The sequence below is a fragment of the Streptomyces sp. MMG1121 genome (assembly GCF_001280015.1).
Taxonomy (GTDB): domain Bacteria; phylum Actinomycetota; class Actinomycetes; order Streptomycetales; family Streptomycetaceae; genus Streptomyces.
Genome location: NZ_LGDV01000175.1, coordinates 51,403 through 76,443, shown reverse-complemented (window position 1 = coordinate 76,443; position 25,041 = coordinate 51,403). Strand labels below are relative to the sequence as shown.

23 protein-coding genes and 1 pseudogene are annotated in these 25,041 nt (G+C 72.1%); 11 read left to right on the top strand and 13 right to left on the bottom strand.

The features are described from left to right. Nucleotides 1-38: 38 nt before the first annotated feature. From ADK64_RS16200 to ADK64_RS49005, 5 genes are all read left to right on the top strand, one after another. Nucleotides 39-1,799: a DUF885 domain-containing protein gene (locus tag ADK64_RS16200; RefSeq protein WP_053659474.1), complete on the top strand. Its 1,761-nt coding sequence runs from the start codon at nucleotides 39-41 to the stop codon at nucleotides 1,797-1,799. A 216-nt stretch (nucleotides 1,800-2,015) separates the two neighbouring features. Next, nucleotides 2,016-2,405, top strand: a complete 390-nt coding sequence (locus ADK64_RS43030; RefSeq protein WP_078992682.1) for a DUF5132 domain-containing protein — start codon at nucleotides 2,016-2,018, stop codon at nucleotides 2,403-2,405. A 493-nt stretch (nucleotides 2,406-2,898) separates the two neighbouring features. Then, the gene (locus tag ADK64_RS16190; RefSeq protein ID WP_053659471.1) at nucleotides 2,899-3,648 is read left to right on the top strand and encodes a thioesterase II family protein; all 750 of its coding nucleotides are present in this window, start codon (nucleotides 2,899-2,901) and stop codon (nucleotides 3,646-3,648) included. Between the two features lie 261 nt (nucleotides 3,649-3,909). Next, nucleotides 3,910-5,052: an alpha/beta fold hydrolase gene (locus tag ADK64_RS16185; RefSeq protein WP_053659469.1), complete on the top strand. Its 1,143-nt coding sequence runs from the start codon at nucleotides 3,910-3,912 to the stop codon at nucleotides 5,050-5,052. Nucleotides 5,053-5,251: 199 nt separating this feature from the next. Next, nucleotides 5,252-5,485, top strand: a complete 234-nt coding sequence (locus ADK64_RS49005) for a DUF5132 domain-containing protein (protein WP_053659467.1) — start codon at nucleotides 5,252-5,254, stop codon at nucleotides 5,483-5,485. Nucleotides 5,486-5,691: 206 nt separating this feature from the next. On the opposite strand, the pseudogene ADK64_RS49000 reads toward ADK64_RS49005, so the two are convergent. Both ADK64_RS49000 and ADK64_RS16175 read right to left on the bottom strand, forming a co-directional pair. Further along, nucleotides 5,692-5,958: pseudogene (locus ADK64_RS49000) on the bottom strand (transposase); the annotation flags it as partial. Nucleotides 5,959-6,043: 85 nt separating this feature from the next. Then, the gene (locus tag ADK64_RS16175) at nucleotides 6,044-7,009 is read right to left on the bottom strand and encodes a pirin family protein (RefSeq protein ID WP_053659465.1); all 966 of its coding nucleotides are present in this window, start codon (nucleotides 7,007-7,009) and stop codon (nucleotides 6,044-6,046) included. A gap of 248 nt (nucleotides 7,010-7,257) precedes the next feature. On the opposite strand from ADK64_RS16175, the gene ADK64_RS48995 reads away from it, so the two are divergent. Continuing rightward, on the top strand, nucleotides 7,258-7,794 hold the full coding sequence (locus tag ADK64_RS48995; RefSeq protein ID WP_420712981.1) for an MFS transporter: 537 nt from the start codon (nucleotides 7,258-7,260) through the stop codon (nucleotides 7,792-7,794). 63 nt (nucleotides 7,795-7,857) lie between these two features. Here the strand turns inward: ADK64_RS48995 and ADK64_RS48990 are convergent, their stop codons facing one another. Then, complete coding sequence (locus ADK64_RS48990) at nucleotides 7,858-8,118, bottom strand: hypothetical protein (RefSeq protein WP_053659461.1); 261 nt, start codon at nucleotides 8,116-8,118, stop codon at nucleotides 7,858-7,860. Between the two features lie 277 nt (nucleotides 8,119-8,395). Here ADK64_RS48990 and ADK64_RS44995 point away from each other — a divergent pair, with 277 nt between their 5' ends. Continuing rightward, nucleotides 8,396-8,752, top strand: coding sequence for a cupin domain-containing protein (locus ADK64_RS44995; RefSeq protein WP_053659500.1), 357 nt, complete (start codon nucleotides 8,396-8,398; stop codon nucleotides 8,750-8,752). Nucleotides 8,753-8,897: 145 nt separating this feature from the next. Here the strand turns inward: ADK64_RS44995 and ADK64_RS16155 are convergent, their stop codons facing one another. From ADK64_RS16155 to ADK64_RS16145, 3 genes are all read right to left on the bottom strand, one after another. After that, entirely contained in the window at nucleotides 8,898-9,872 is a 975-nt protein-coding gene (locus ADK64_RS16155) for a pyridoxal-phosphate dependent enzyme (protein ID WP_053659459.1), read from the bottom strand. 153 nt (nucleotides 9,873-10,025) lie between these two features. Further along, nucleotides 10,026-11,378 (bottom strand): VWA domain-containing protein, encoded by a 1,353-nt coding sequence (locus tag ADK64_RS16150; RefSeq protein WP_053659457.1) that lies wholly within the window; start codon nucleotides 11,376-11,378, stop codon nucleotides 10,026-10,028. Further along, a complete protein-coding gene (locus ADK64_RS16145; protein ID WP_053659455.1) occupies nucleotides 11,375-12,232 on the bottom strand; it encodes an AAA family ATPase in 858 nt (285 codons plus the stop codon). Before ADK64_RS16145 ends, ADK64_RS16150 begins: the two co-directional genes overlap by 4 nt. 130 nt (nucleotides 12,233-12,362) lie before the next feature. Between ADK64_RS16145 and ADK64_RS16140 the strand changes: the two genes are divergently transcribed. From ADK64_RS16140 to ADK64_RS16125, 4 genes are all read left to right on the top strand, one after another. After that, a complete protein-coding gene (locus ADK64_RS16140; RefSeq protein WP_053659453.1) occupies nucleotides 12,363-12,935 on the top strand; it encodes a TetR/AcrR family transcriptional regulator in 573 nt (190 codons plus the stop codon). 311 nt (nucleotides 12,936-13,246) lie between these two features. Continuing rightward, nucleotides 13,247-13,924: an ABC transporter permease gene (locus ADK64_RS16135; protein WP_053659451.1), complete on the top strand. Its 678-nt coding sequence runs from the start codon at nucleotides 13,247-13,249 to the stop codon at nucleotides 13,922-13,924. Then, on the top strand, nucleotides 13,921-14,592 hold the full coding sequence (locus ADK64_RS16130; protein WP_053659449.1) for an ABC transporter permease: 672 nt from the start codon (nucleotides 13,921-13,923) through the stop codon (nucleotides 14,590-14,592). Before ADK64_RS16135 ends, ADK64_RS16130 begins: the two co-directional genes overlap by 4 nt. 155 nt (nucleotides 14,593-14,747) lie before the next feature. Next, on the top strand, nucleotides 14,748-15,683 hold the full coding sequence (locus ADK64_RS16125) for an ABC transporter substrate-binding protein (RefSeq protein ID WP_053659498.1): 936 nt from the start codon (nucleotides 14,748-14,750) through the stop codon (nucleotides 15,681-15,683). A gap of 6 nt (nucleotides 15,684-15,689) precedes the next feature. Here the strand turns inward: ADK64_RS16125 and ADK64_RS16120 are convergent, their stop codons facing one another. The 7 genes from ADK64_RS16120 to rhaI form a co-directional block, all read right to left on the bottom strand. Then, nucleotides 15,690-16,844 carry an ABC transporter ATP-binding protein gene (locus tag ADK64_RS16120; RefSeq protein ID WP_053659448.1) on the bottom strand — a complete coding sequence of 385 codons (1,155 nt, stop codon included), beginning with the start codon at nucleotides 16,842-16,844 and terminating at the stop codon, nucleotides 15,690-15,692. Between the two features lie 312 nt (nucleotides 16,845-17,156). Further along, nucleotides 17,157-17,798 (bottom strand): LutC/YkgG family protein, encoded by a 642-nt coding sequence (locus ADK64_RS16115; protein ID WP_053659446.1) that lies wholly within the window; start codon nucleotides 17,796-17,798, stop codon nucleotides 17,157-17,159. Continuing rightward, on the bottom strand, nucleotides 17,795-19,282 hold the full coding sequence (locus ADK64_RS16110; RefSeq protein ID WP_053659444.1) for a lactate utilization protein B: 1,488 nt from the start codon (nucleotides 19,280-19,282) through the stop codon (nucleotides 17,795-17,797). The genes ADK64_RS16115 and ADK64_RS16110 overlap by 4 nt, the downstream gene beginning before the upstream one ends. Continuing rightward, a complete protein-coding gene (locus tag ADK64_RS16105) occupies nucleotides 19,279-20,034 on the bottom strand; it encodes a (Fe-S)-binding protein (protein WP_053659442.1) in 756 nt (251 codons plus the stop codon). Before ADK64_RS16105 ends, ADK64_RS16110 begins: the two co-directional genes overlap by 4 nt. 72 nt (nucleotides 20,035-20,106) lie before the next feature. Beyond that, nucleotides 20,107-21,555: a rhamnulokinase gene (locus ADK64_RS16100; protein ID WP_053659440.1), complete on the bottom strand. Its 1,449-nt coding sequence runs from the start codon at nucleotides 21,553-21,555 to the stop codon at nucleotides 20,107-20,109. Next, complete coding sequence (locus ADK64_RS16095) at nucleotides 21,552-23,591, bottom strand: bifunctional rhamnulose-1-phosphate aldolase/short-chain dehydrogenase (RefSeq protein WP_053659438.1); 2,040 nt, start codon at nucleotides 23,589-23,591, stop codon at nucleotides 21,552-21,554. The genes ADK64_RS16100 and ADK64_RS16095 overlap by 4 nt, the downstream gene beginning before the upstream one ends. Before the next feature lie 133 nt (nucleotides 23,592-23,724). Continuing rightward, nucleotides 23,725-24,885: an L-rhamnose isomerase gene (rhaI, locus tag ADK64_RS16090; protein WP_053659436.1), complete on the bottom strand. Its 1,161-nt coding sequence runs from the start codon at nucleotides 24,883-24,885 to the stop codon at nucleotides 23,725-23,727. Nucleotides 24,886-25,041 lie beyond the last annotated feature (156 nt).

Here is a 25,041-nt window from a genome sequence, read left to right as displayed (position 1 = left end):
TGCTGACGCTACGTCACATCGCGGCGCAGACTGGCGTCATGGTCATCAATCCAGGGGGCTCCCCGGACGACACGACGGCGCGGGAGATCGACCGGCTCACGACCTCGTACTGGGACTTCCTGCTCGCACGCGAGCCGTCGCTACGCACGCGTCGCGGGCTGCCGGTCGAGTCGCTGCCGGGGGTGTCCGCGGCGGAGGCCGACGAGCGCGCCGGGTTCGCGGCAGGGGTACTGAGCCGGCTGGATGCGCTGCGACCGGCGGAGCTGTCCGGCCCCGCCGCCGACACGGCGGCCTTCCTTCGGGCACTGGCCGAACAGGAAGCGGAGGCGGCACGTTTCCACTGGCTCACCCCCACCGCCACGCCGTACCAGCTCTTCCGTCTCCAGCAGTACGGTGACTGCGTCTTCCGCCCGTTCCGCTTCGAGCACCGAGCCGACGCGGACCGGTACGTGACCCTCGTACGGGACCTGGCCCGCTGCGTCGCGACGATCGGCGACAAGGTCGCCGGGCAGGCGGCGCGGGGCTTTCGCATCCATGCTCCGGCCCTGGCCGGCGTCCGCACCACGCTCACCCGTCTGCGGGAGTCGGCGGCACGGTACGTCCGGGCGGACGCCGGGCGGCTCACCCGGCTCGGCGCGGCGAGCCGTGGTCACCTGGGCGAGACCGTGGAGCGGCTGGTGGCCACCGAACTGGAGCCGGCGTTCGGCCGTCTCCTCGCCCTCGTCGGTGACCCGGACTACCTGCGGCGGGCGCCGCAGGCCGTCGGCTGGGCCCGCTACCCGGAAGGCGAGGCGGCATACCGGGCCTTCGTCAGGACGTACACGTCCGGCGACACACCGCCCGAACGCCTCCACGAACTCGGCCGGGAGCACTGCCGCGAACTCGGCGAGCGGATGCGGGAGATGCGCGGCACGCTCGGCTTCGTCGGGACGGAGGCGGAGTTCCACGAACGGCTCGCGACCGAGCCGCGCCTGTACGCCGCCACCCCGGAGGAGGTCGAAGCCCGCTACCGCGGACACCTCGACCGCCTCACGCCACTGCTGCCGCGCTGGTTCGCGGTCCTGCCCCGCGCCCCCTACGGTGTGGCCCGCCTCGACCCGGCGCTGGAGGCGTCGATGACGTTCGGCTACTACGAACCGCCGACCGCCACGCAACCGGTGGGACGCTACCGTTACAACGCCTCGGACCTGGCACATCGGTCACTGCTCGGCGCAGCCGCGCTCATCTACCACGAGCTGTCGCCCGGACATCACTTCCACCTCGCCCGCCAGGCCGAGAACACCGCGCTGCCCGACCTGCGACGCGAGCTGGCGGCCTTCAGCGGGTTCGAGGAGGGCTGGGCGGAGTACGCGGCAGGGCTCGCCTGGGAGATGGGGCTGTACGACGACCCGTGGGACGCGTACGGACGACTGGCCCATGAACGGTTCACCGCGCAGCGCCTCGTCGTCGACACCGGCCTCAACCTCGGGACGATGACACTGGAGGAGGCGCGCACCTTCATGCGCGCCCACGCGGCAGCCGAGTCCGAAGGACAGATCACGACCGAGTTGTTGCGCTACGCGACCGATCTGCCGGGGCAGGCGCTGACGTACGGGGCGGGTCATGCGGAGTTCACAGCATTGCGGGCACTGTGGGAACGCGACGCCGGCGCCGCGTTCGACGTGCGCGCCTTTCACGAGACCGTGCTGGCCGGCGGCACGCTGCCGTTTCCCGCTCTGCGCCGACGGGTGGAGAGAGAACTGCACGGGGCGACCGGCCGTCAGCGGCGGCGACAGGGGCCACCCGAAGAAGACGGCTGACGTCGGGTTCCGGATGTCGAACGGCTGAACAGGCTTCCAGGCGAAGGCCGCTCTACTCGAATGGGTGAAGGTCATGGGGAATTCGTAGCCGCTTGCCCTGCCTCGGATACTCTCTGTGATGGAGGTGCGGGTCCGTTCACTTCATGTCTCGTTAGCTCACTGCACCGTTGTGTTTTCAATCATCATCTCCTCGACAGAAGAGAAGGATGTTGTGCCATGCCGCCTGTAGTACCCCCCTTCCTGATCGGTCTGATCGCCGCATCCTTGGTGAAGAGGCTGGGCAAGCCCTTGGTGCGAGGGGTCGTAAAAGCGTCGGTGGGCCTGGGAATCGAAGTCAAGCGGGCCGTCCACGAAGCCGGCGAGGGTATCCATGATCTCGCTGCCGAGGCGACCGCCGAAGTGCGCGCGGTCCAGCCGACGCAAGAAGCCGGGCACGGCGTCGGCGCGCCGGAGGACAGCACTGCGGGCCGGGGCGGAGCGGTCCCCAAGCCGACGCCCGCGGCCGCAGAAGCGCATAAGGGACAGACCGGGGGACAGGCCAGCGGTCAGGACAAGCCCGTCGGCAAGGTCCGTAGCGCCGGTTCGGTCGCCGCCAAGGCGCGCTGAGTCTGCCGACCGACCCTCCGTGTGATCCTGGGCTCGTTCGAATGTCACGGCCCAGGTCCGGGCCGGAGTAAGCCCGTCCGTTTGCGCGCGTGTTCCTCCGCGACACACATGACTGGGCCGATGGGGTCTTCGCCGGGCACAGCGGCCGCTCGTCGGCCCGGCCTCTCGCATGTGACCGCCAGGTTTGAACACGGGGGGCGTGCCGACGCGTTCACCATTTCCCATGTCGCCGGCGACCGTTCCCATGGTGACGCCCGCTTGCCGGAAGGCGACACCAAGACGACACCCTGATGGAGACAGGTCAGATGTCTGCGACCGGAACCCCCCTGTATTGCGCGGAACTCATCCAGGAAGGCGGTGCCTGCAAACCAGTCCTGACGGATCGCCCGCGCCACACCGTGCAGACCGTGTGCGTGTCCAGGAGGGCGGGAGAACAGCTTCCCGCCCGTCTTCCGAAGCTCGGCCCCACGCACCTGCGCGGGATCCGTCAGCGATGACGGCGACCGACGCGAAGAAGTGGTTCCGTGTCCACCGGCGTGCGGCGGACCCCAGGCTCCGACTGGTGTGTTTCCCGCACGCCGGTGGCACGGCACAGCTGTTCCACGGCTGGCCCGCGCTACTGCCGGCGGACGTCGAGGTGCTCGCCGTGCGGTACCCCGGCCGCCAGGACCGGCTCGCGGAAGCCTGCGTCGAGGACATGGCCACCCTGGCCGACACGATCGAGGACGCACTGCGGCCCTGGCTCGACCGGCCGCTGGCGCTCTTCGGGCACAGCATGGGCGCCTGCGTCGCCTATGAGGTGGCCCTGCGGCTGGAGGCTCGCGGCATCGTCCCCGAGCACCTGTTGGTCTCCGCACACGAAGCCCCCCAGTGGGCCGAACACGGTGCGCTGCACGACGCCGACGACGACACCCTGATCAACCATGTCCGGCGCCTCGGAGACCTGCACTCGGAGGCCTACGACCTCCCGGAGCTGCGTGACCTGCTGCTGCCCGCCCTCCGTTCGGACTACCGGCTGATCGAGGGCTACCACCCCCCGAACCCGGCTCCGGTCAAGGCGCGGATCACCGCGTACGTCGGCCAGGACGACCCGAGTTGCGAGCTCGACGGCGTCCGCGCGTGGTCCGGCCTCGCTGCCCCGGGCTCCTTCGAGCTGTGCCCGTTTCCCGGGGATCACTTCTACCTCGTGGCCCGGGAGGCCGAAGTGGTCGCGGACGTGGCAGCACGTCTTGCGCGCGCGTGAGGCGCCGGTCAGGCCTGACGGCGGATGCCCGTATGCAGAACCTGGCAGTCCCCGGCGCACACCCACAGGTCCCGGACCGCGCGCGGTCGGTTCCCGGCAGGGTCCGCACGGCGTCGGCAGCCCGCCCGGCTGTGACGCAAGACGGGGCCCGGCACCGCGCATGGCGCCCGCGGGGTTCCCAGGGGACGATGGTCGTACCGGTCGCTGAGACGTGCGGTGTCCCCGGCAGCGGCCGCGAAGGCTCGGACGGAGAGGGGAACCATGCGACCGGGAACGCGTGCCGCCGACGCGATACTCCGGCTGCTCAGCCGGGACTGGGCCGGGCTGGCCATCGCTCTGCTACCGGCGGCCGCGGGCGCGCGGTGCGTCACCAGGGGGACCGGCCGGCGGATTCTCGGCGGTGGGCTGTGGGCCGTGTCCCTCGCACTCGGGCTCGGGTCGTTCCGCCATCTGGTGCATGTGGCCCGGATACGGGCGAGCTATCCGCCACCCGGACGCATGGTGGACGTGGGCGGCTACCGCATGCATGTCCTGGCCGGGGGAGACGCCGGACCGAGGCCCACTGTGGTCTGGATGCCGGGCGGCCATGCCGGCGGGTACGCCATGCACCGGCTGCACGCGCTGGCGCGGGAACAGATGCGTTCGGTTCTGGTGGACCGTCCGGGGTCCGGCTGGAGCGACCCGGGCCCGTTCCCGCGCACGACGGCGGCAGAAGCCGTCGAACTGCTCACGGCGCTGGAGCGGGCCGGTGAAAAGGGACCCTACGTATTAGTGGGGCATTCCTTCGGGGGGCTGCTCATGGCCAACGCCGCCAGGCGCCGCCCCGACCTGGTGGCCGGTCTGGTGCTGCTCGATCCCACCCCGCCCGATGCCGTCGCCTTCGGCCCGGCGCTTCCGGCCCTGCGACGTGCCCCGAGGGACCAGACCGCCCTCGCGCTGCGTCACCTCTTCGGCCTCCACCCTCTCGCGGGCAAGGGGGAGACACACACCTCCGATGACCCGGCGCGGGTTCTCGCCATGATCGAGCTCAGGACCAAGGCGAACTGCGCCGCGGCATCGATCCTGCGAGAGCTGTCACCGGACGGCATCACCAGAGACGGCTGGCAGACGGCCGTACACGACGGTGAACTCGGCTCACTGCCCCTCCTCCTCGTGGCGCCCCGCGATCTGACGGGCGGTGGTGAGATCTTCGACGCGGTCGACGATCTGGAGGAGAGCGCCCGGGTACGGCACTTCTTCCTCACCGTGAGAGAACGGTTCCTCGCGGCCTCCAGCCGGGGGCGGAGAATCTACACCCCAGAGGGAACCGGCCACGATTTCCCGGATCGCGTACCCGACTTCGTTGTGCGGGTGGTGGGCTCGCTGCTGGACCAGTGCGGGCCGGGGGTGCCGAAGCCGTTCTGACCCCGTCGCGCAGCCACGGTCCGCTCCGGCGGGCTTCCGCCCGACCGAATGAACAGCCTCGGCGTCTACGGGCGCATCGGCCGAGGCCCGACTATCGTGTTTTTGGTGGGGGAAATTCCTGCCCAGCCTTGTCGGCCAGACGGTGTTGGCTCGGGCGGCGGTGGCAGTCGTGCTGTGTACACAAGAAGAGGGTTCACACATGCTCCCTGCAATTCCTCCCTTCCTCGTCGGCGTGATCACGGCCCCTGTGGCCAAAAGGGTGGCGAAACCACTGGTACGAGGCGTCATCAAGACGTCGGTCGGCCTGACCCTTGAAGTCAGGCGTGCGGTCATCGAGGCCGGGGAGGAGATCCAGGCCCTCACCGCCGAAGCGGCTACCGAGAAGCTGGCGAGTTCGGCTCGCACTCGTGGTGTGGGGTCGACGGTGAGGTGACGGTGCACGGCGCCACGGTCGGCTGAAGTCCGCCGACCTCGCCCTCGCGGAGGAGCCGCGACGCGGCGGTGGCCGAGATGCACGAAGGGTGCGTCGACACCGTCCACACGCTCCTTCTCTGCCTGCGCGCCGGGACGGAAGCATGGCTCGAGCCGATCGGCGCCCGTCCCCTGGAGGAGCCTGCTGGTCAGTCCTGGCCCACTACGTCACCGTCGCTGACCCCAAGTCGGCAACTTGCTCTGGATCTGTCGCTCGTAGCGCGGTGACAGGCGGCGGTAGCCGGTCAGTCAGGAGATCGTGCGCTCGATGACCCACCGGCGGCGGCCCAGCCGTTCGCTCGAGTCGATTTACCTGCGGGCGATGCGGGCGCCGACGTGCTGGCTGTACAGCCATCGGCGCAGGTCAGGAACGTCGTATGCGTGGTCGGCGGGCAGCCGCTGGGGTTCGGAATGGTCGCTGCGGGATACGTGTCCTACGTGCTCAAGTTGTCTGAGCGAGCCGGGCGGGGAGCGTCTCACCTCGCCCGGCCAAGTCCGCTCCGGGCTGGAAACCTCCAGCTCAGCGCACTCGCCCCCGCGGCTTCAGTGGCACCGGCGGCAGCTCCGGAGCAGGCAGCGGCTCCCCGTCGTACCCCTTCACCTCCCCGAATCCCGACCCGCTCATCCATTCCTCCCGGGCCTGTTTGATGTCGTCCTGGGTGCGTCCGACGAAGTTCCACCACATGATCAACTCCTCCCCGAACGGCTCGCCGCCCAGCAGCATGATCGCGGCGTCCGACTCGGCGCGCAGCGGCAGTTCGGTGCGGCCGCAGCCGAGGTAGAGCATGGAGCCGGGCAGCACCGGCACCCCGTCCACGCGCACATCGCCGGACATGGCCAGCGCGCCGTACTCGAAGTCGGGCTCCAGGGGCAGCCGGACGTCGGCGCCCCGGCTCAGCGTGAGGTCCGCGCCGACGATCGGGGTGTACGTCGTGCCCGGGGAGACGGAGCCGTCGACGTCGCCGAGGATCACCGTGGCGGTCAGGCCGGGTGCCGTGACCGTGGGCAGGTCCGGGTGGTGCTCGAACGCCGGGTCGGTGCGTCGGTGTTCGTCCGGGAGCGCGACCCACAGCTGGGCGCCGTGCAGGAAGCGGGCGTGCGGGCGGGGGCTCTCCTCGGAGTGGCTGATCGCGCGGCCCGAGGTCATCAGGCCCAGCTCCCTGGGCCGGATCGTCTGCAGGCTGCCCGTCGAGTCGCGGTGCAGCACCTCGCCCTCGTGCAGCCAGCTCACCGTCTGCAGCCCCATGTGCGGATGCGGCGGAACCTGCATCCCGGGCTCGTCGGCGATGTCGTCCGGGCCGTAGTGGTCGACGAAGGCCCACGCGCCGATCATGCGCCGGCCGAGGTTGGGCAGCAGCCGGCGCACCTCGGTCGACTCGCCCAGCTTCACATGACGGGGGCTCAGCAGCTCGCGCACGGGTTCGGCGACGACGAATCCACGGCCGCCGCAGACACTGGGCACGGGTGCGCGGTCAAGGTTGCTCATACCGCCCAACCTAGCGGCAGGCGGTCAGGGTTGCGGGGCGGACGGGCCACCCGACCCGCGAACGGAGTCCACCGGGAGGCGCCGGGACCCGCGCAGACCGTGTCCCCATCGAGGCCGACCACGTCCCAAGCGCGTCCCCGGCACGCCGGCAGCGGGGAGTCCGCCGCCGTACGGCTGATCCTTCTGACCGGCCTGGCGCCGCTGGTCGCGGCTCGGTGCCGGCCGCGCTCAGTGACGGCCTCGCACCGATGATCGTCGGACGGGCGCCGCAGGGCCTCGCCTCCGGAGTGGTCCCGCTCGGCATCGGCATCATGCGCGACGAACTGCCCGCCGAACGGCTTGGCACCGACGCCGCCCTGCTGAGCGCCTGCCTCGGCGTCGGCGGCGCGCTCGGCCTGCCCGCCGCCGTGCTGGTCGCCGACCGCTTCGACCGGCACACGCTGTTCTGGACCTCGGCTGCGCTCGGCGCCGTAGCCGGCCTGCTCGTGCTGCTGCTCGTCCCCGAGTTCACCGTGCGCACCAGCGGTCGCTCCGACCTGCCCGGCGCCCTGGGCATGGCCGCCGGCCTGATCCGTCTGCTGCCCGCCGTCTCCAAGGGGGCCGACTGGGGCTGGCGCAGCGGCATGACCCGCGGCCTGTTCGCGGCGGCCGTCGTCCCGACCGGCCTGCTGACGATGGCGACGGCACCGGTGTCCGCCCTCGTCTCCCGCGCCTGGGGGCCGAGGGGCACCCTGATGTGCGCGCCGTCATCGTCGCCGTCGGATACTGGCTCAACATCGTGCTGATGCACGGGGTCTGGGAGCTTGTGGTGGCCTCCTGGGGCATCGGCGCAGAGGCATCCGCTGCGGCTACGGCGCGGTGCCCGCGCTGATCATGGGCGCCCTCGACCCGGCCGAGACGGCGGCGGCCGACAGCCTCACCACCATCAACACCCTCATGCGGTCCACCGGCACGTCCAGCGCCGGCGCCGGCCCCGTCGCGGGCGTGGTCCTCGCCCAGATGACGACCACCTTCGGCACGACACCGCTGCCTTCCGAGACCGGCTTCACGGTGGTCATGGCGGCCGGCTCCGGGGCGGCGGTGCTCGCCCTGCTGGTGACAGCGCTCATCCCGCGGCGGGCCGTGACGGCGGGGGTGGCTCAAGTGGAGACGGGGAACAGGAGGCGGGGGAAAGGGAGGCGGGGGAACAGGAGGCGGGGGAACGGGAGGCGTAGGCGAAACGGCACTGCGCGACCAACGAAACGGTCCGAATGGCGGCGCCGTGGCGCGCGGCAGACGATGGAGCCGTGGGGTACGGTCACCGCCGCAGCGCCGGTGCCGTCCGAGGCCGCCGGGGGGCGGAGGCCGGCCCCGGCCGCGGTCAGCGGTTGGAAGGAGGTCGCCGTCATGCTGGAAGTGAAGACGGTCGAGAAGCCGGACGAACGGCGCGACTTTCCCCGTGGCCACCTCGAAGCCCTGCACATGACGGGCCTCGACTTCGCGGTGGGCACCTTCGAACCGGGCTGGCGCTGGTCGGAGTGCGTGGCTCCGATCGCGGGCACCGAGAGCTGCATGGTCCACCACAACGGTTATGTCGTGCGGGGGCGGATGCACTTGCGCATGGACGACGGCGGCGAGGCCGAGGTCGGCCCCGGTGACGTCTTCGTGTGCCCGCCCGGCCACGACGCCTGGGTCGTGGGGGACGAGCAGGTCGTGGTCTACGACTTCGCCGGGACGATGGCGAACGAGTACGCGAAGAGCTGAGGGCTGAACGGCCGAAAGGCGGAGGCGGGAGGGTTGCCGCCCCTTCGCCGTCCGGGACGCGTGACCGGCGTCGTTCGGAACAGGTCACCGGGTGGCACCCGCGCCGCCCGTGATCCGTACCTGTCCGGCCCTTCCCTGGCCCGGCTCACTCCCCGAACCCGGCCACCCCCGCCTCCGCGAACGCCACCGCGTCCGCGTGCCCGAACAGGCCGGGCAGGCCGCCGGTGTGCAGGAACACCGTCCTCTCGCCCGGCCGGATGTCACCGTCGGCGACGGCTGCGCGCAGGCCGGCCAGGGCACGGCCGGTGTACACGGGGTCGAGGACCAGGCCCTCGGTACGCGCGGCGAGCCGCAGCGCCTGTGCCGCCGGGCCGGTCAGCGTCGCATAACCACTGCCCACCTGGTCCCGGCGCACCCGCAGCCCCGCGGTCGTGACCTGCTCCGTCGTCAGCGGCGCCGCGAACCGGGCGACCGCGGAGGCCGGGTCGGGCAGCGCGCCGACGTCGACACCGAGCACCGAGCCGGTGCCCAGGGCCGCGACCAGGCCGGCCATGGTGCCGCCCGAGCCGAGCGCGACGACCACCGTCCGCAGCTCGGGCAGCTGCTCGTCCAGCTCTTCGCCGCAGCGCACATAGCCCCGGGCGCCCTGCACACCCGACCCGCCGAACGGGATCAGCGCGGGCCGGGCACCTTCTGCCCGCAGCCGCGCGCACACCTTGTCCGCCGCCGTGTCCAGCCCCGCCTGGTCCACATCGCCCGCCCAGGCGATCCGCGCCCCGAACAGCCCGTCCAGGGCGAGGTTCCCGGACCGTGAGCCACCGGGCGTGCCGCGCAGGACGAGGACGGCGGCCAGGCCCAGCCGGGCGGCCGCGGCGGCCGTCAGCCGGGCGTGATTGCTCTGCGGGGCGCCCGTGGTCACGAGCGTGTCCGCGTCCTCGGCGAGGGCCGCGCCCACCGTCCACTCCAGCTTGCGGATCTTGTTCCCGCCGCCGCCCAGGCCGGTCAGGTCGTCCCGTTTGATCCACAGGTCCTCCGGACCGAGCCCGAGCGCTGCGGCGAGCCGGGGCGCCGGTTCGACGGGCGTGGGGAACGTGCCGAGCGAGACGGGGGAGTGACCCATGGCGTACGTCCTTCGGGGCGGATCAGGAACGGATCAGAGGCAGGATCAGGGGATCAAGAGCGGATCAGAGGCGGATCAGGGGCGGGTCAAGAGCGATCAAGAGCCAAGCAGGTGCCGATCAGGTGCGGATCGCGGTCGTTCGGGACCAGTCGATCACACCGGCAGCAGCCGGGCGATCAGCGCGCTGAGCTGACGGGCCGTACGGCACTCGTGCATCTCGACCAGGTCCGCGTAGCCGGGCGCGGCCGAGTCACCGGTGCCCCAGCGGTCCCGTGGCTCCGGGTTCAGCCAGTACACCCGGCGGGCCCGCCGGGCGACCTCGCGTACGGCGGCCAGGTTCGGGTCGCTCATGTTCGTCCTGGCGTCCCCGAGGACGAACACGGTCGTGCGGGGGCCGACCGCGTCGCCGTACCGCTCGGCGAACTCGCCCAGCGCCACGCCGTAGTCGCTGCTGCCGTGCCAGCCGGTCAGCGTGGCCTCGGCGCGGATGCGGGCACCGAGCCCGTCGGGGTCGGCGCGGCCGTGCCGGAGCAGTCCGGTCACCTCGTCGAGCCGGTTGACGAAGGCGAACACCCGGACCTTGCTGAACTGGTCGTGCAGCGCCTGCACCAGCAGCATCGTGAAGTCGGAGAAGCCGGACACCGAGCCGGACACGTCGCACAGCAGGACCAGTTCGGGGCGGACCGGGCGGCGTCTGCGCAGTACCGGCCGCATCGGCACCCCGCCCGTGGACAGCGAGGAGCGCAGCGTGCGGCGCAGGTCGATGGAGCCGCGCGCGGCCCGGCGCCGGCGCGCGGCCAGTCGGGTGGCCAGCTTGCGTGCGAGCGGCTGGACGGTCCTGCGCAGCTCGGCCAGTTGATCCCGGCCGGCGAAGAGGAAGTCCACCCGGTCCGCGGTCGGTACGACACCGCGCCGGGCGATCTCGTCCCGCCCGCGCCGCTCGGCGACCCGGCGCCGTGCCTCCGCTCCGACCATCCGCCGGAATTCCTCGATCCGGCGCCGGATCTCCTCGTCCAGCAGCCGGTCGGCGAACCCGGCACCGCTGCCGCCGCGGCCCCGGACGTCCGCGCGCACACGCGCCAACAGGGTCTGCGGGCGCAGCCGTTCGAGCGTCTGGTACGCCGAGAAGCCGTCGGAGCCGGGTGAACCGCCGTATCCGCCCATGCCGTCCACCGCCTCCGCCGCCAACTGGCCCATCATGACGGGGTCATTGGCGGCCAGTGCCTCGGCCAGCCGGTCGCGCAGTCCGTCCCGGTCCGCGCCGGGACCGTGGAAGGCCCCGACCCCGCGCGGGAAGTACAGGTCGAAGACGGGGTCGAACACCGCCCGCTGTCCCGGGCCGTGCAGCAGCGTCGCGGCCAGCCCCTCCCGCAGCAACTCGCGGTCGGTGAGCCCGAGTTCCCGCACCGCGCGGGCCGCGTCCACGGTCTCGCCCGTGCCGATCCGCACCCCGTGCGCGCGCAGCGCCCCGACCAGGCCGGTGATCCGCTCGGCGACCTCGGTCACAGCGCGTCCAGGTCGAGCTTCGCCGCCGCCTTCTGGATGTCGTCCTGGTGCTTGAGGATGACCCCGAGACTGTCCCGTACGACCGTTTCGTCCAGCGTGCCTGCGCCCAGGGCCAGCAGGGTGCGTGCCCAGTCGATGGTCTCGGCGACGGACGGCGCCTTGCGCAGGTCCATCGCGCGCAGCGCCCCGACCACCCGGACCACGGACTCGGCCAGCGCCTCGCCGAGGCCGGGCACCTTCAGCCGGACGATCCGCCGCTCCAGCTCCTCCTCGGGGAAGCCGATGTGCAGGAACAGACAGCGGCGGCGCAGCGCCTCGGACAGCTCCCGGCCGGCGTTGGAGGTGAGGACGACGAAGGGGCGGCGGGTCGCGGTGACCGTGCCCAGCTCCGGGACCGTGATCTGGAAGTCGCTGAGCACCTCCAGCAGCAGCCCCTCCATCTCGATGTCGGCCTTGTCGGTCTCGTCGATGAGCAGCACCGTCGGCTCTTCGCCGCGGATGGCGGTGAGCAGCGGGCGGGGGAGCAGGAACTCCTCGCTGAAGATGTCGGTGCGGGTCTCGTCCCAGCTCTCGTCGCGGCCCGCGCTGATGCGCAGCAGCTGCTTGGCGTGGTTCCACTCGTACAGGGCACGGGACTCGTCCACGCCCTCGTAGCACTGGAGCCGGACCAGCCGGGCCCCGGCCACCTGGGCGACGGCCTTGGCCAGCTCGGTCTTGCCGACCCCGGCGGGGCCCTCCACCAGCAGCGGTTTGCCCAGCCGGTCGGCGAGGAACACGGTCGTGGCGACGGCGGGCGAGGCGAGGTAGCCGGTCTCGGCGAGGCGGGCGGAGACGTCGTCGACGGACGTGAACAACGGGGCCTCCGGCGGGTCGGTTCGGTCAGGAGTGATGTCCGGGCTCCTATCTAAGCGCTTGTTCAGCGCCCCTGTCACGTGAATACACCGATCGGTTTCCCCGCCGCGCGCATCGCGGTAACCTCGCGATATGACCACCGCCGACAAGACGTCCTCCCGCGACCGGCTGCTCGACGCGGCCGCCCGGCTCTCCTACCGCGGCGGCGTCGGCGTCGGCGTCGAGGCGCTGTGCCGGGAGGCCGGCGTCTCCAAGCGGTCGATGTACCAGCTCTTCGACAGCAAGGACGCGATGCTGGCCGCGAGCCTGGAGCGGCGCGTTCCGCGCTACGAGGCCCGGCTCGCGCACCCCCACCCGGAGACCGCGACCCCGCGCGAGCGCATCCTGCACGTCTTCGAGCAGATGACGAGGTCCGCCGCGGACGACGACTACCACGGCTGCCCCTACCTGGCCGTCCTGGTCGAGCTGAAGGACCCCGAGCACCCGGCGAGCGTGGTCGCGCGCAGGGTGAAGGAAGGCCTGACGGAGTCCTTCCGCGCCGAGGCCGAGAGCGGCGGCGCCCGCGACCCCGAGCTGCTCGCCCGCCAGCTCGTCCTGGTCTTCGACGGCGCCAGCGCCCGCGCCGGCGCGAAGGTGGAGCATCTGGACGACGGCCTGGCCGTGACGACCGTGATCGCGCTGCTGGACGCGGCGGGGATGGACTAGGCGCCCGAAGGAACGAGCGGCGGCGTTCGCGCCGCGCGAGCACGACCAGCCATGTCGGTGCCGCGAACGATCGACGGCCCGAAGCGGCGCCTCTCCACAGGGCCCGCGCCTGTGGGGCCCGTGCCTGCGGAGGTCGTGTCCGCAGGGCCCGTGCCTGTGGGGCCCGTGCCTGTGGGGCCTGTGCCTGTGGGGCCCGTGCCTGCGGAGGCCGTGTCCGCAGGGCCCGCGTCCGCAGGGCCCGCGTCCGTGGAGCACCCCGTACGGGCCAGCCCAGCGTGCCGCCGTGCTCGCCCGCCCGGTCCAATGGGACCGTGACCGCGCCCCCGCACGACTGTCTCGCGCGCAACGACTGGATCTGCGGCGCCTATCTGAGCACGCGCCGGCAGATCCTCCTCGACGCGGTCGTCCAGCACCTTGAGCTGACCGCGCTGTCGGTCCTCATCGGCCTGGTCGTCGCCCTGCCGCTCGCGGTGCTGGCCCGCCGCTGGGGCTGGGCGGCCGGCCCGGTCCTCGCCGTGACGACGATCCTCTACACCATCCCGTCGCTGGCCATGTTCTCCCTGCTCCTGCCGGTCTACGGCCTGTCGGCCACCCTCGTCGTCGCCGGGCTGGTGCTCTACTCGCTCACCCTGCTCGTCCGGAACATCCTCGCGGGCCTGCGCGCGGTCCCGGAGGAGACCCGGCAGGCCGCGCGCGGTCTCGGCTACGGCCCGATCCGTCTCCTGCTCACCGTGGAACTGCCCCTCGCCCTGCCCGCCGCGATGGCCGGGCTGCGCATCGCCACCGTCTCGGCGGTGTCGCTGGTCACGGTCGGTGCGATCGTCGGCTTCGGCGGCCTCGGGAACCTCATCTACGCGGGCATGAATACCTACTTCAAGGCCCAGGTGCTCACCGCGTCCGTGCTCTGCGTGCTGATCGCGGTGGCCGCCGACCTGCTCCTGCTGGGCGTGCAGCGGCTGATCACGCCCTGGACCAGGGCCCGCTCATGACCACGCTCACCGAGGCCTGGCACTGGCTCACCGACCCCGCGCACTGGTCGGGCGACGACGGCATCCGGCACCGGCTGCTGCAGCATCTGGTGCTCACCGTCGTCTGTCTGTTCCTCAGCTGCCTGATCGCGTTGCCGGTCGCGCTGGTCCTCGGCCATCTCGGCAAGGGCGGCGCACTCGCGGTCAACATCTCCAACGTCGGCCGGGCCGTCCCCACCTTCGCCGTCCTGGTCCTGCTGCTCCTGACTCCGATCGGCAAGTGGGGCGAGGGCCCCACGGTGGTCGCCCTGGTGCTGTTCGCCGTACCGCCGCTGCTCACCAACGCCTACGTCGGCATGCGCGAGGTCGACCGCAGCGTCGTCCAGGCCGCCCGGGGGATGGGGATGACCGGACGGCAGATGCTGCTGCGCGTCGAACTGCCCCTGGCCCTTCCACTGATCATGACCGGCGTCCGGCTCGCCGCCGTCCAACTGGTCGCCACCGCCACCATCGCCGCACTCGCGGGCGGCGGCGGCCTCGGCCGGATCATCACCGCGGGCTTCAACCTGGCCAGCACACCCCAGGTGGTCGCGGGCGCGCTGCTCGTCGCCGTGTTCGCCCTCGTGGTGGAGGGCATCTTCGAGATCGCCGAACGCCTGGCACCGATGTGGGCCAGGGCCGGCCGATGACCGGCACGGGCGAGGACCGGGAGTGGCCGGCGACCGGCACCTCCGGGCGGCTGACGGCCGGCATGCGTCGGACCCGCGCCCGCATGACCACCGGCCCCCGCCCCGCCCGAGCCGCTCGCGCCACCACCCGCACCCCCACCAGCGCAAGCCGGCCCATGCGACGAGCCCTCGCGGTCCTCGTGCTGCTCACCCTCACCGCCTGTACCACCGGTCCCTCCCTGGAGCACCGTGGGCAGGTCACCGCACCGCCCGGTGACAGCCATCACCTCACCATCGGCTCGGCCGGGTTCACCGAGAGTGATCTGCTCGCGCAGATGTACGCCCAGCTGCTGAACCAGGCCGGGTACAAGACCTCCCTGCTGACGGTCGCCAACCGGGAGCTGTACGAACCGGCGCTGGAGTCCGGGCAGATCGACGTCGTGCCGGAGTACGCGGCCACCTTCGCCGACTGGCTGAACGCCAAGACCCACGGCGCCGACGCCGAGCCCGTCGGTTCACCCGACCTCGACCGTACGATGAAGGCCCTGCGGGAACTCGCCGCACCCCGCGGCCTCACCGTCCTTCCACCCGGCCGGGCCGTGGACCAGAACGCCTTCGCGGTGCGCGCGGACTACGCTCGCGAGCACGGTCTCAAGACCCTCGGCGACCTCGGCGCCTCGAAGCTGAAGGTGCGGCTCGCGGCCGGCGACGAGTGCGTCCAACGACCGTACTGCGCACCGGGGTTGAAGAAGGTGTACGGCATCGACATCACCGGCGTCGACCCGAAGGGCGTCGGCACCACGCAGGCCAAGCGCGCCGTGCAGGAGGGCCGGGACCAGATGGTGCTGACCACCAGCACGGACGCCACGCTGGACTCCTTCGGCCTGGTCCTGCTCGCCGACGACAAGCACCTCCAGAACGCGGACTACGTCGTCCCGGTCGTCAACCGCTCCCGCGCGGGCAGTGAGGGCGTGGCGAAGGCGCTGGGCAGGCTCAACGACGTCCTCACCGCACGCGACCTGGCCGGCATGAACCAGCGGGTGGACATCTGGCGCCGGCTGCCCGCCGACGTGGCCCGCACCTATCTGAAGGACAAGGGCCTGCTGAAGTGAGGGGACTCAGGCGTCCGACACCGAGTCGAACGGCACCTGCCCCCGTGCCACGCCCCGCGCGTCCGCGTCCACCGAGCGGCGCAGCGCCTCGTGCAGCTTCGCCGGGGTGAGCACCCCGAGGAAACGCGCGCCGTCCAGCACCGCGACCCACCCGGCGTCGTACTGGAGCATCACCCCGAACGCCTGCTTGAGCGGCGCGCCGACCGGCACCCACGCGGTCATCCGGTGGGTGAGGTCCCCGACCATGCCGTCCGCCGCGAGGGCGTCGATGCCGACCCAGCCGTGCAGATCGCCGTGCGTGTCGAGGACGACCGCCCAGCGGGCTCCCTCGGCCCGCAGCCGCTGCCGGGCCCGTTCGGCGGGCTCGTCGAGCCGGGCCACCGGCGGCTGCTCCAGGTCGTCCGGCTCGATCGTCGTCACCGACAGCCGCTTCAGGCCACGGTCGGCCCCCACGAAGGAGGCGACGTACGGGGTCGCGGGCGCCCCCAGGACGGCCCCCGGCGTGTCGAACTGCTCGATCCGGCCCTGCCCGTACACGGCGATCCGGTCGCCGAGCCGGACGGCCTCCTCGATGTCGTGCGTGACCAGCAGCACCGTCTTGCGCACCGCGGCCTGCATCCGCAGGAACTCGTCCTGCAACTGCTCGCGCACCACCGGGTCGACCGCGCCGAACGGCTCGTCCATCAGCAGCACCGGCGGGTCCGCGGCGAGCGCCCGTGCCACCCCGACCCGCTGCCGCTGCCCGCCGGACAGCTGTTCCGGGTAGCGCGGGCCGTACGTCTTCGGGTCGAGCCCGACCAGTTCGAGCAGCTCGGCGGCCCGCGCCCGCGCCTTCGCCCGCTTCCAGCCGAGCAGCGCCGGCACGGTCGCGGTGTTGTCCAGGACGGTGCGGTGCGGGAAGAGTCCCACCTGCTGGATGACGTACCCGATCCGGCGGCGCAGCCGCACGGGGTCGACGGCGGCGATGTCCTCGCCGTCGACGAGGATCCGGCCCGAGGTCGGCTCGATGAGCCGGTTCACCATCATCATGGTCGTCGTCTTGCCGCAGCCGGAGGGCCCGACGAGCGTGACCAGCTCTCCCTCGGCGACTTCCAGGGAGAGGTCGTCCACGGCCGTCGTACCGTCCGGATACCGCTTGGTGACCTGCTCGAACCGGATCATTCCCTCACGCTAGCGGGCCCGTCCGGGCGCCGCTCAGCGACGACCTCCCTCCGGGCGGTGCCGGGACCACCGGCTGACGGTCACCACGGTCTCCTCCAGCGGGAAGCGCCGGTCCGCGGCCGGGCGGTTGCCTGACCGGCTCGATGGAGGCGTCCCGGCGCAGCAGGGCCTCCGCCCGGTTGCCGCCGATCGCCTGGATCCGCCGCAGCGCCTCCCCTGTCCGCTGGGCGATCACCGATCACCGTTCACCGATCACCGGGCGGAGAACCTCGACCGGCGTCAATCGTCGACGACAGTCGACATGCGGGGGTGTCAGCCGAGCAGGATCACCTCCAGCGTGCGCGGGCCGTGCACGCCCTCCACCCGGTCCAGCTCGATGTCGCTGGTGGCCGACGGGCCGGAGATCCAGGTCAACGGGCGGGCCGGGTCGAGGCGTTCGAGGGCCTGCGGGACGGAGGAGACGACCTGGTCCGGGACCCGGACGACACAGATGTGATGGTCCGGGATGAGCGAGATACGGCGCCGGCCCTGGTCGGGGGAGCCGTCCAGGACGATCGTGCCGGTCTCGGCGATCGCCACCGCGCAGCCCGTCACCACGCTGCCCACCTGGTCCAGCCGCTGCGGGGTGCTCGCCGCCCGGTCGTGGATCCGCACCGGATCCGCGGCGGACAGCCACTCCGGCGGCAGCCCGGGCGGCACCAGCACCTCCTGCGAGCCGCGTTCGGCCAGCAGCCGCATGACCAGATACGGCATCTCCTCGGCGTCGCTGCGGTGCACGATCGCCCGGTAGTCCGCCAGGTTCTCCGCCAGCAGCTCGACCGTCTCCCCGGCCGTGCGTCGCCCGTGCTCGCGCAGATAGTCCCGGCCCACGACCTCCTCGTACGGCCGCCCGTCCGGTCTCACATCGGCGAGCGCCCGCCGCACCCGGCCCAGGATCCTGTCCCTGCTGCTCACTTGGCAGCCCCCTTGTCGCCGTTCTCCCCGCGCGTGCGCCGCCACCAGTCCCGGAACGGCTCCGCCGGCACGGGCGGCAGATCCCGGGTGCCGGTCCAGGCGCGGCCCGGGCCCGGCAGGGTACGGGGGTGCAGCCGGCGGGTGCGGGAGGCGAGCCGCTCCCCGGTGCGCAGCACGCCGGGGCGGGTCAGCGCCCAGCGTGCCGCGCGCATCGCCGCCCGCTCCGCCGCGTGCCCCTTGGCCGGTTTCAGCAGCACCCGGTTGCCCTGCCGGACCGCCGGGCCGCCCTCGGCCACCCGCTCCCGCAGATGCACCAGGACCTCCGGGATGTCGATGGCGACCGGGCAGACCTCGTAACAGGCCCCGCACAGACTCGACGCGTACGGCAGCGAGGCGTCGATCTCGCTTGCCGTGCCCCGCAGTTGGGGGCTCAGGATGGCGCCGATCGGGCCCGGGTAGACCGACCCGTACGCGTGCCCGCCGGCGCGCTCGTAGACGGGGCAGACGTTGAGGCAGGCCGAGCAGCGGATGCAGCGCAGGGCCTGGCGGCCGACCTCGTCGGCGAGGGTGTCGGTGCGGCCGTTGTCGAGCAGGACCAGATGGAAGGTGCTCGGGCCGTCGCCGTCGGTGGTGCCGGTCCAGGTCGACGTGTACGGGTTCATGCGCTCGGCGGTGGAGGAGCGTGGCAGCGTCTGGAGGAAGACCTCCAGGTCCCGCCAGGTCGGCACGACCTTCTCGATGCCCACGACCGAGATCAGCGTCTTGGGCAGGGTCAGGCACATCCGGCCGTTCCCCTCGGACTCCACCACGACCAGCGTGCCGGTCTCGGCCACCATGAAGTTGGCGCCGGAGATGCCGACCTCGGCCCGCAGGAACTTCTCCCGCAGATGCAGCCGTGCGGCCTCGGCGAGTTCGGCCGGTGTGTCGCTCAGCCCCTCGGGAGCCGGCCGGCCCCACTCGCCCATCTCGTTCACGAAGATGTCCCGGATCTCACCCCGGTTGCGGTGGATGGCGGGGACCAGGATGTGCGAGGGCCGGTCCTTGCCCAACTGCACGATCAGCTCGGCGAGATCGGTCTCGTAGGCGCGGATGCCCTCCGCTTCGAGGGCTTCGTTGAGCCCGATCTCCTGCGTCGCCATCGACTTGACCTTGACGACCTCCGTCTCGCCGGTCGCCTTGACGAGCCCGGCCACGATCCGGTTGGCCTCCGCGGCGTCGGCCGCCCAGTGGACCGTACCGCCCGCCGCGGTGACCGACTCCTCCAACTGCTTCAGATACCGGTCGAGATGGTGCAGCGTGTGGTCCTTGATGCGCCGGCCCGCCTCGCGCAGCCCGGCCCAGTCGGACACCTCCGCCACCGCCCGCGCCCGCTTGGCACGGATGGTGTGCGTGGCGTGCCGGAGATTGCCGCGCAGCGTCGCGTTCCCGACGGCCTCCCGGGCTGCCTCCGGAAACGCCGGCATGCCGACGAACGTTCCGCTCACAGGGCCGGTTCCTCCTCCGTGCTCGCCAGGATCTCCGCGATGTGCACCGGCCGCAGGTCCGTGCGCAGCCGGCTCATCGTGCCGCCGAGGTGCATCAGACACGAGTTGTCGGCCGCGCACAGCACCTCCGCGCCCGTCGACTCGGCGGCACGCACCTTGTCCGTGCCCATCGCCGCCGAGACGTCGGCGTTCTTCACGGAGAAGGTGCCACCGAACCCGCAGCACTCCTCCGCACCCGGCAGCTCCACCAGCTCAAGGCCCTTGACCGCCTGCAGGAGTCTGCGCGGCCGGTCAACCAGGCCCAGACTCCGCAGGCCGTGGCAGGTCGGATGGTAGGTGACCCTGTGCGGGTACCACGCGCCCACGTCCGTCACCCCGAGCACGTCCACCAGGAACTCGGTCAGCTCGTACGTCTTCGGCACCACCGGTGCCAGCGTCCGTGCCAGGGTGTCCCCGCGCCCCTCGGCACGCGCCCGCTCGCCCATCCGGGGATACAGCTCCCGCACCATCGCCGCGCACGATCCGGACGGGGTCACGATCGCCTCGTACCCGCCGAAGACATCGGAGAAGTGCCGGGCCAGCGGCTCCGTCTCGTGCCGGTAACCGGTGTTGTAGTGCGCCTGCCCGCAACACGTCTGGCCCGTCGGGAAGTCGACGTCGACGCCCAGCCTGGTCAGCAGTTTCACCACGGCACGGCCGGTGTCCGGATAGAGCGTGTCGTTGACACAGGTCAGGAACAGGGCGACACGCATCGCGGCTCCTCGAAGTCGGTCATCGGACGAGTGCAGGGTAGTCGGCGTGTACCGCCGAGGGGAGGGGGCGGCTCACCGCACGGCGAGCCGCGCCTCGGCCGCGCGCCAGCGGGCGCCGTCGCCCCGCGGCGTGTAACGGGTCAGCGGCTGGGTCCGGGTGAGCAGCTGGCGCATCGCCGCGAGGTCGCCGACCAGCCCGTGGGCGCGGGCCTGCACGAGGAGGTTGCCGAGGGCCGCCGCCTCCGTCGCGCCCGCCACCACGGGCAGCCCACAGGCGTCGGCCGTCAGCTGGCACAGCAGCGCGTTGCGGGTGCCGCCGCCGACGACGTACACCACGTCCACCGGATGGTCGGCGAGCCGCCGCGCGTCCGCGACGGCCCGCCGGTGGGCGAGGGCCAGCGAGTCGAGGATGCACCGGGTGATCTCCGCCCGTGTGCCCGGGACCGGCTGTCCCGACGCCCGGCACGCCGCGGCGATCCGCTCCGGCATCCGGCCCGGCGCGAGGAACGCCTCGTCCCCGGCGTCCACCACCGAGCGCAGCGCCGCAACGGCGCCGGCCTCGCGCAGCAGCAGCCCCAGGTCCGGTCCGCCCCAGGCGCGTTGGCACTCCTGGAGCAGCCACAGCCCCATGATGTTGCGCAGATACCGGACGGTGCCGTCCAGCCCCAGCTCATTGGTGAAGTTCGCGGCCCGGCTCTCCTCGGTGAGCACCGGGGCGGTCAGCTCCAGTCCCGCCAGGGACCAGGTGCCGGTGCAGATGTAGGCGAAGTGGTCACCGGTCGCCGGGACGGCGGCCACGGCCGAGGCCGTGTCGTGCGAGGCGACGGCCGTCACCGGGACGGGCCCGGCCAGCCCCGTCTCCGCCAGCACCTCGGGCCGCAACACCCCGGCCGGATCCCCCGGTTGCCGCAGTGGCGCGAACAGCCCGAGGTCGATGCCCAGCCGCTCGGCGACCTCGCGGGCCCAGTCCCGGGTCCGCGGATCGATCAGCTGGGTGGTGGAGGCGTTGGTCAGCTCGGTGCCCTGCTCGCCGGTCAGCCAGTACGTCAGCAGGTCCGGAATGAGCAACAGCCGCTCGGCGCGGGCGAACTGCGCCGACGCCCGGGCGGCGGTGAGCTGGTACAGGGTGTTGAACGGCGCGTACTGCAACCCGGTCGCCGCGTACAGCTCCTCGGCCGGCACCCTCGCCCACACCTTCTCGGCGGCGCCCTCCGTGCGGGCGTCGCGGTAATGCACCGGGTTGCCCAGCAGGGCCCCGTCGGCGTCCAGCAGACCGTGGTCGACGGCCCAGCTGTCGATGCCCACGGAATCCACCTGGCCGGCCGCGCGCAGCCCGTCCAGGACACCGCCGTACAGCGCGAGCACGTCCCAGCGCAGCCCCTCCGGGACGCGTACCGGCCGGTTCGGGAACCGGTGCGCCTCGCTCAGCTCCAGCGAGTCCGGCCCCACCCGGCCGGCCATCACCCGCCCGCTGGACGCGCCCAGATCGACCGCGGCGTACGACTTCACCCCCGCGCTCATCGCAGGAACGCGGCCGCCACACCCGCGTCGACCGGGATGTGCAGCCCGGTGGTGTGGGTCAGCTCGCCGCCGGTGAGCGCGAAGACGGCACTGGCGACGTGCTCGGGCAGCACCTCCCGCTTGAGAAGGGTCCGCTGTGCGTAGAACTCGCCCAGCTTCTCCTCGGGCACCCCGTACACCGCCGCCCGCTGCGCGCCCCAGCCGCCCGCGAAGATGCCCGAGCCGCGCACCACCCCGTCCGGGTTGACCCCGTTGACCCGGATGCCGTGCGCGCCCAACTCGGCGGCCAGCAGCCGTACTTGATGGGCCTGGTCGGCCTTGGTGGCGGAGTAGGCGATGTTGTCGGGTCCGGCGAGAACGGCGTTCTTGGAGGCGATGTAGACTATGTCACCGCCCAGCCCCTGCGCGATCATCACCCGTGCAGCCTCCCGCGAGACCAGGAACGAACCGCGCGCCATGACGGCGTGCTGAAGATCCCAGTCCCGCGCCGACGTCTCCAGCAGCGGCTTGGAGATGGAGATACCGGCGTTGTTGACGACGAGGTCGACCCCGCCGAAGGCGAGCACGCCGGCCTTGAAGGCTTCGGCGATCTCCTCCTCGCGGGTCACGTCGACGGTGACGGCGACGGCCTTGTCCGGCCCGCCCAGCTCCTCGGCCACGGCGGCGGCGCTCTCACCGTCGAGATCGGCGACCACGACACAGGCCCCCTCGGCGACGAGCCGGTGTGCGATCGCCTTCCCGATCCCGCTGCCGGCGCCGGTGACGAGCGCGACGCGCGCGGCCAGTGGCCTGGGCCGGGGCATCCGCCGGAGCTTGGCCTCCTCCAGCGCCCAGTACTCGATGCGGAACTTCTCGGCCTCCTCGATCGGCGCATAGGCCGACACCGCCTCCGCACCCCGCATCACCTGGATGGCGTTGACGTAGAACTCGCCTGCGACGCGGGCGGTCTGCTTGTCCTTGCCGAAGGAGAACATGCCCACGCCCGGGATCAGCACGATCGCCGGATCGGCCCCGCGCATGGCGGGGGAGTCGGGCAGAGCGTGCCGCCGGTAGTAGGCGGCGTACTCCTCCCGGTAGGCGGCGTGCAGCTCCCGGAGCCTGCCGGCGACCTCCTCCAGCGGTGCGGACGGCGGCAGGTCCAGCACCAGGGGCCGTACCTTCGTCCGCAGGAAGTGATCGGGGCAGGAGGTGCCGAGGGCGGCGAGCCGGGGATGCTCGGCCCTGGAGACGAAGTCCAGCACCACCTCGGCGTCCTCGAAGTGACCGATCTGCGGCCGGTCCTGGGAGGCGAGGGCCCGCACGTACGGGGCGAGGGCTGCGGCCCGCTCGCGCCGCTCGGGCTCGGGGAGCGCCTCGTACCCCTCGATCACCGGCCCGAAGGGCTCCGCCTTCCCGCGCTCGGCAAGGAACGCCTCGGCGGTCCGGATGATGTGCAGCGAGTTGCGTTCGCACTCCTCGGAGGTGGCGCCCCAGGCGGTGATGCCATGACCGCCGAGCACGCATCCGACGGCCCGCGGACGGGCGGCCTTGATCGCGGCGATGTCGAGCCCCAGCTGGAACCCGGGCCGCCGCCACGGCACCCACACCACACGGTCCCCGAAACACTCGGCGGTCAGCTTCTCCCCGTCGGCCGCACAGGCGAGCGCGATACCGGAGTCCGGATGCAGATGATCGACGTGCGGGGCGTCCACCAGCCCGTGCATCGCGGTGTCGATGGACGGCGCCGCCCCGCCCTTGCCGTGCAGACAGTAGTCGAACGCGGCGACCATCTCGTCCTCCCGCTCGACCCCGGGGTACACGTCCACGAGCGCCCGCAGCCGGTCGAGCCGCAACACCGCGAGCCCGGATCCGGTGAGGGTGCCGAGGTCGCCGCCGGAGCCCTTGACCCACATCAGGTCGACGTCACCACCGGTCACGGGATCGGTGGCAGTGCCTTTCGCGGAGGCGTTCCCACCGGCGTAGTTGGTGTTGCGGGGATCGGCGCCGAGTCGGTGCGATCGGGCGAGGAGGGCGGAGGCTTCGGGATGGGCGGACATGAGAACGGTTCCTTTCCAGGCAAGGGATGCGTGAGCAAGGGGCGCGGGGCTGTGTCGATATGCGGCCGCGTCGCGTGGGCGCGGCCGGCCGCAACGGCCCCGCGCCCCGCGGACAACGGATCCCGGCAGACGCTCACGCGCCCCAACCGGCCTGCCGGCCACCGACCCGCTCGGCGACGATCCTCTGAGCCCACCCGCACCGGGCGTACGCGGCAAGCGGATCCGCGTCCAACCCCATGTCCTCCCGCACCTCCCGAAGCAGGGGCCGCACATCCGTGTTGTACGCATCCATCAACACGCCGTTCGCCCCCAGCACATCCCCGGAGGCCTGGGCGCCGGCCAACGCCCCCCGGTCCACCAGCAGAGCCTTCGCCGTGGCCTCCTGGACGTTCATCACCGACCGGATGATCGCCGGAATCTTCGCCTCGATGTTGTGACACTGATCGAGCATGAACGCGACCTCGGCCGAGAAGCCGCCCCCGCCCACCACCTCGTGCATGATCCGGAACAGCTGGAACGGATCGGCCGCCCCCACCATCAGGTCGTCGTCGGCGTAGAACCGGGAGTTGAAGTCGAACCCCCCGAGCCTGCCCTCCCGCAACAGCGTTGCCACGATGAACTCGATGTTGGTCCCCGGCGCATGGTGCCCGGTGTCGACGACCACCTGGGCCTTGTCGCCGAGCTTGAGGCAGTGGGCGTAGGCGGTGCCCCAGTCCGGCACGTCGGTCGTGTAGAACGCGGGCTCGAACAGCTTGTACTCCAGCAGCATCCGCTGCCCCTCGCCGAGCCGCTCGTACACCTCGGCCAGCCCCTCGGCCAGCCGGTCCTGCCGGGCGCGGACGTCGTCCTGCCCGGGATAGTTCGTGCCGTCCGCGAACCACAGCTTCAGATCGGCGGAGCCCGTCGCGTCCATGATGTCGACGCACCGGAGCAGATGACCGACCGCCTTGCGTCGCACCGCCGGATCCGGATGACAGATGCTGCCGAGCCTGTAGTCGTCGTCCTGGAAGGTGTTGGAGTTGATCGCGCCCAGCCTCAGTCCGCGCTCCTCGGCGTACTTCGCCAGGGTCGCGTAGTCCTCGACCGTGTCCCAGGGGATGTGCAGTGCGACGGTCGGGGCCACGCCGGTGAACTCATGCACCTTGGCCGCGTCCTGGAGCTTCTCCCAGGGGTCGCGGGGTACGCCGGACTGGGCGAACACCTTGAAACGGGTCCCCGAGTTCCCGTACGCCCACGACGGCGTCTCGACGGCCTGGGTCTTGAGCGCGGCCTTCACCGCGGCGAGGTCGGTCACTGCAGGGCTCCTGGTGGTGTCGGTCGGAACGGCGATGCGTGTGAAACGATTCAGAAGCGCAAGCTAGGGGCCCCTCGAAGGGCTGTCAAGCACTCCGACCGAGCCTGTTTTCCGTGACTCTGACGTGGCCTTGGGCTATCGAAATTTTTTCGATAC

Bases quoted from the DNA above. Each gene is read 5' to 3' on its own strand.
- ADK64_RS16200 (WP_053659474.1), top strand. From the start codon at position 39: ATGGTCATCAATCCAGGGGGCTCCCCGGACGACACGACGGCGCGGGAG.
- ADK64_RS43030 (WP_078992682.1), top strand. From the start codon at position 2,016: ATGCCGCCTGTAGTACCCCCCTTCCTGATCGGTCTGATCGCCGCATCC.
- ADK64_RS16190 (WP_053659471.1), top strand. From the start codon at position 2,899: ATGACGGCGACCGACGCGAAGAAGTGGTTCCGTGTCCACCGGCGTGCG.
- ADK64_RS16185 (WP_053659469.1), top strand. From the start codon at position 3,910: ATGCGACCGGGAACGCGTGCCGCCGACGCGATACTCCGGCTGCTCAGC.
- ADK64_RS49005 (WP_053659467.1), top strand. From the start codon at position 5,252: ATGCTCCCTGCAATTCCTCCCTTCCTCGTCGGCGTGATCACGGCCCCT.
- ADK64_RS16175 (WP_053659465.1), bottom strand. From the start codon at position 7,009: ATGAGCAACCTTGACCGCGCACCCGTGCCCAGTGTCTGCGGCGGCCGT.
- ADK64_RS48995 (WP_420712981.1), top strand. From the start codon at position 7,258: ATGATCGTCGGACGGGCGCCGCAGGGCCTCGCCTCCGGAGTGGTCCCG.
- ADK64_RS48990 (WP_053659461.1), bottom strand. From the start codon at position 8,118: ATGAGCGCTGTCACCAGCAGGGCGAGCACCGCCGCCCCGGAGCCGGCC.
- ADK64_RS44995 (WP_053659500.1), top strand. From the start codon at position 8,396: ATGCTGGAAGTGAAGACGGTCGAGAAGCCGGACGAACGGCGCGACTTT.
- ADK64_RS16155 (WP_053659459.1), bottom strand. From the start codon at position 9,872: ATGGGTCACTCCCCCGTCTCGCTCGGCACGTTCCCCACGCCCGTCGAA.
- ADK64_RS16140 (WP_053659453.1), top strand. From the start codon at position 12,363: ATGACCACCGCCGACAAGACGTCCTCCCGCGACCGGCTGCTCGACGCG.
- ADK64_RS16130 (WP_053659449.1), top strand. From the start codon at position 13,921: ATGACCACGCTCACCGAGGCCTGGCACTGGCTCACCGACCCCGCGCAC.
- ADK64_RS16125 (WP_053659498.1), top strand. From the start codon at position 14,748: ATGCGACGAGCCCTCGCGGTCCTCGTGCTGCTCACCCTCACCGCCTGT.
- ADK64_RS16120 (WP_053659448.1), bottom strand. From the start codon at position 16,844: ATGATCCGGTTCGAGCAGGTCACCAAGCGGTATCCGGACGGTACGACG.
- ADK64_RS16105 (WP_053659442.1), bottom strand. From the start codon at position 20,034: ATGCGTGTCGCCCTGTTCCTGACCTGTGTCAACGACACGCTCTATCCG.
- ADK64_RS16100 (WP_053659440.1), bottom strand. From the start codon at position 21,555: ATGAGCGCGGGGGTGAAGTCGTACGCCGCGGTCGATCTGGGCGCGTCC.
- ADK64_RS16095 (WP_053659438.1), bottom strand. From the start codon at position 23,591: ATGTCCGCCCATCCCGAAGCCTCCGCCCTCCTCGCCCGATCGCACCGA.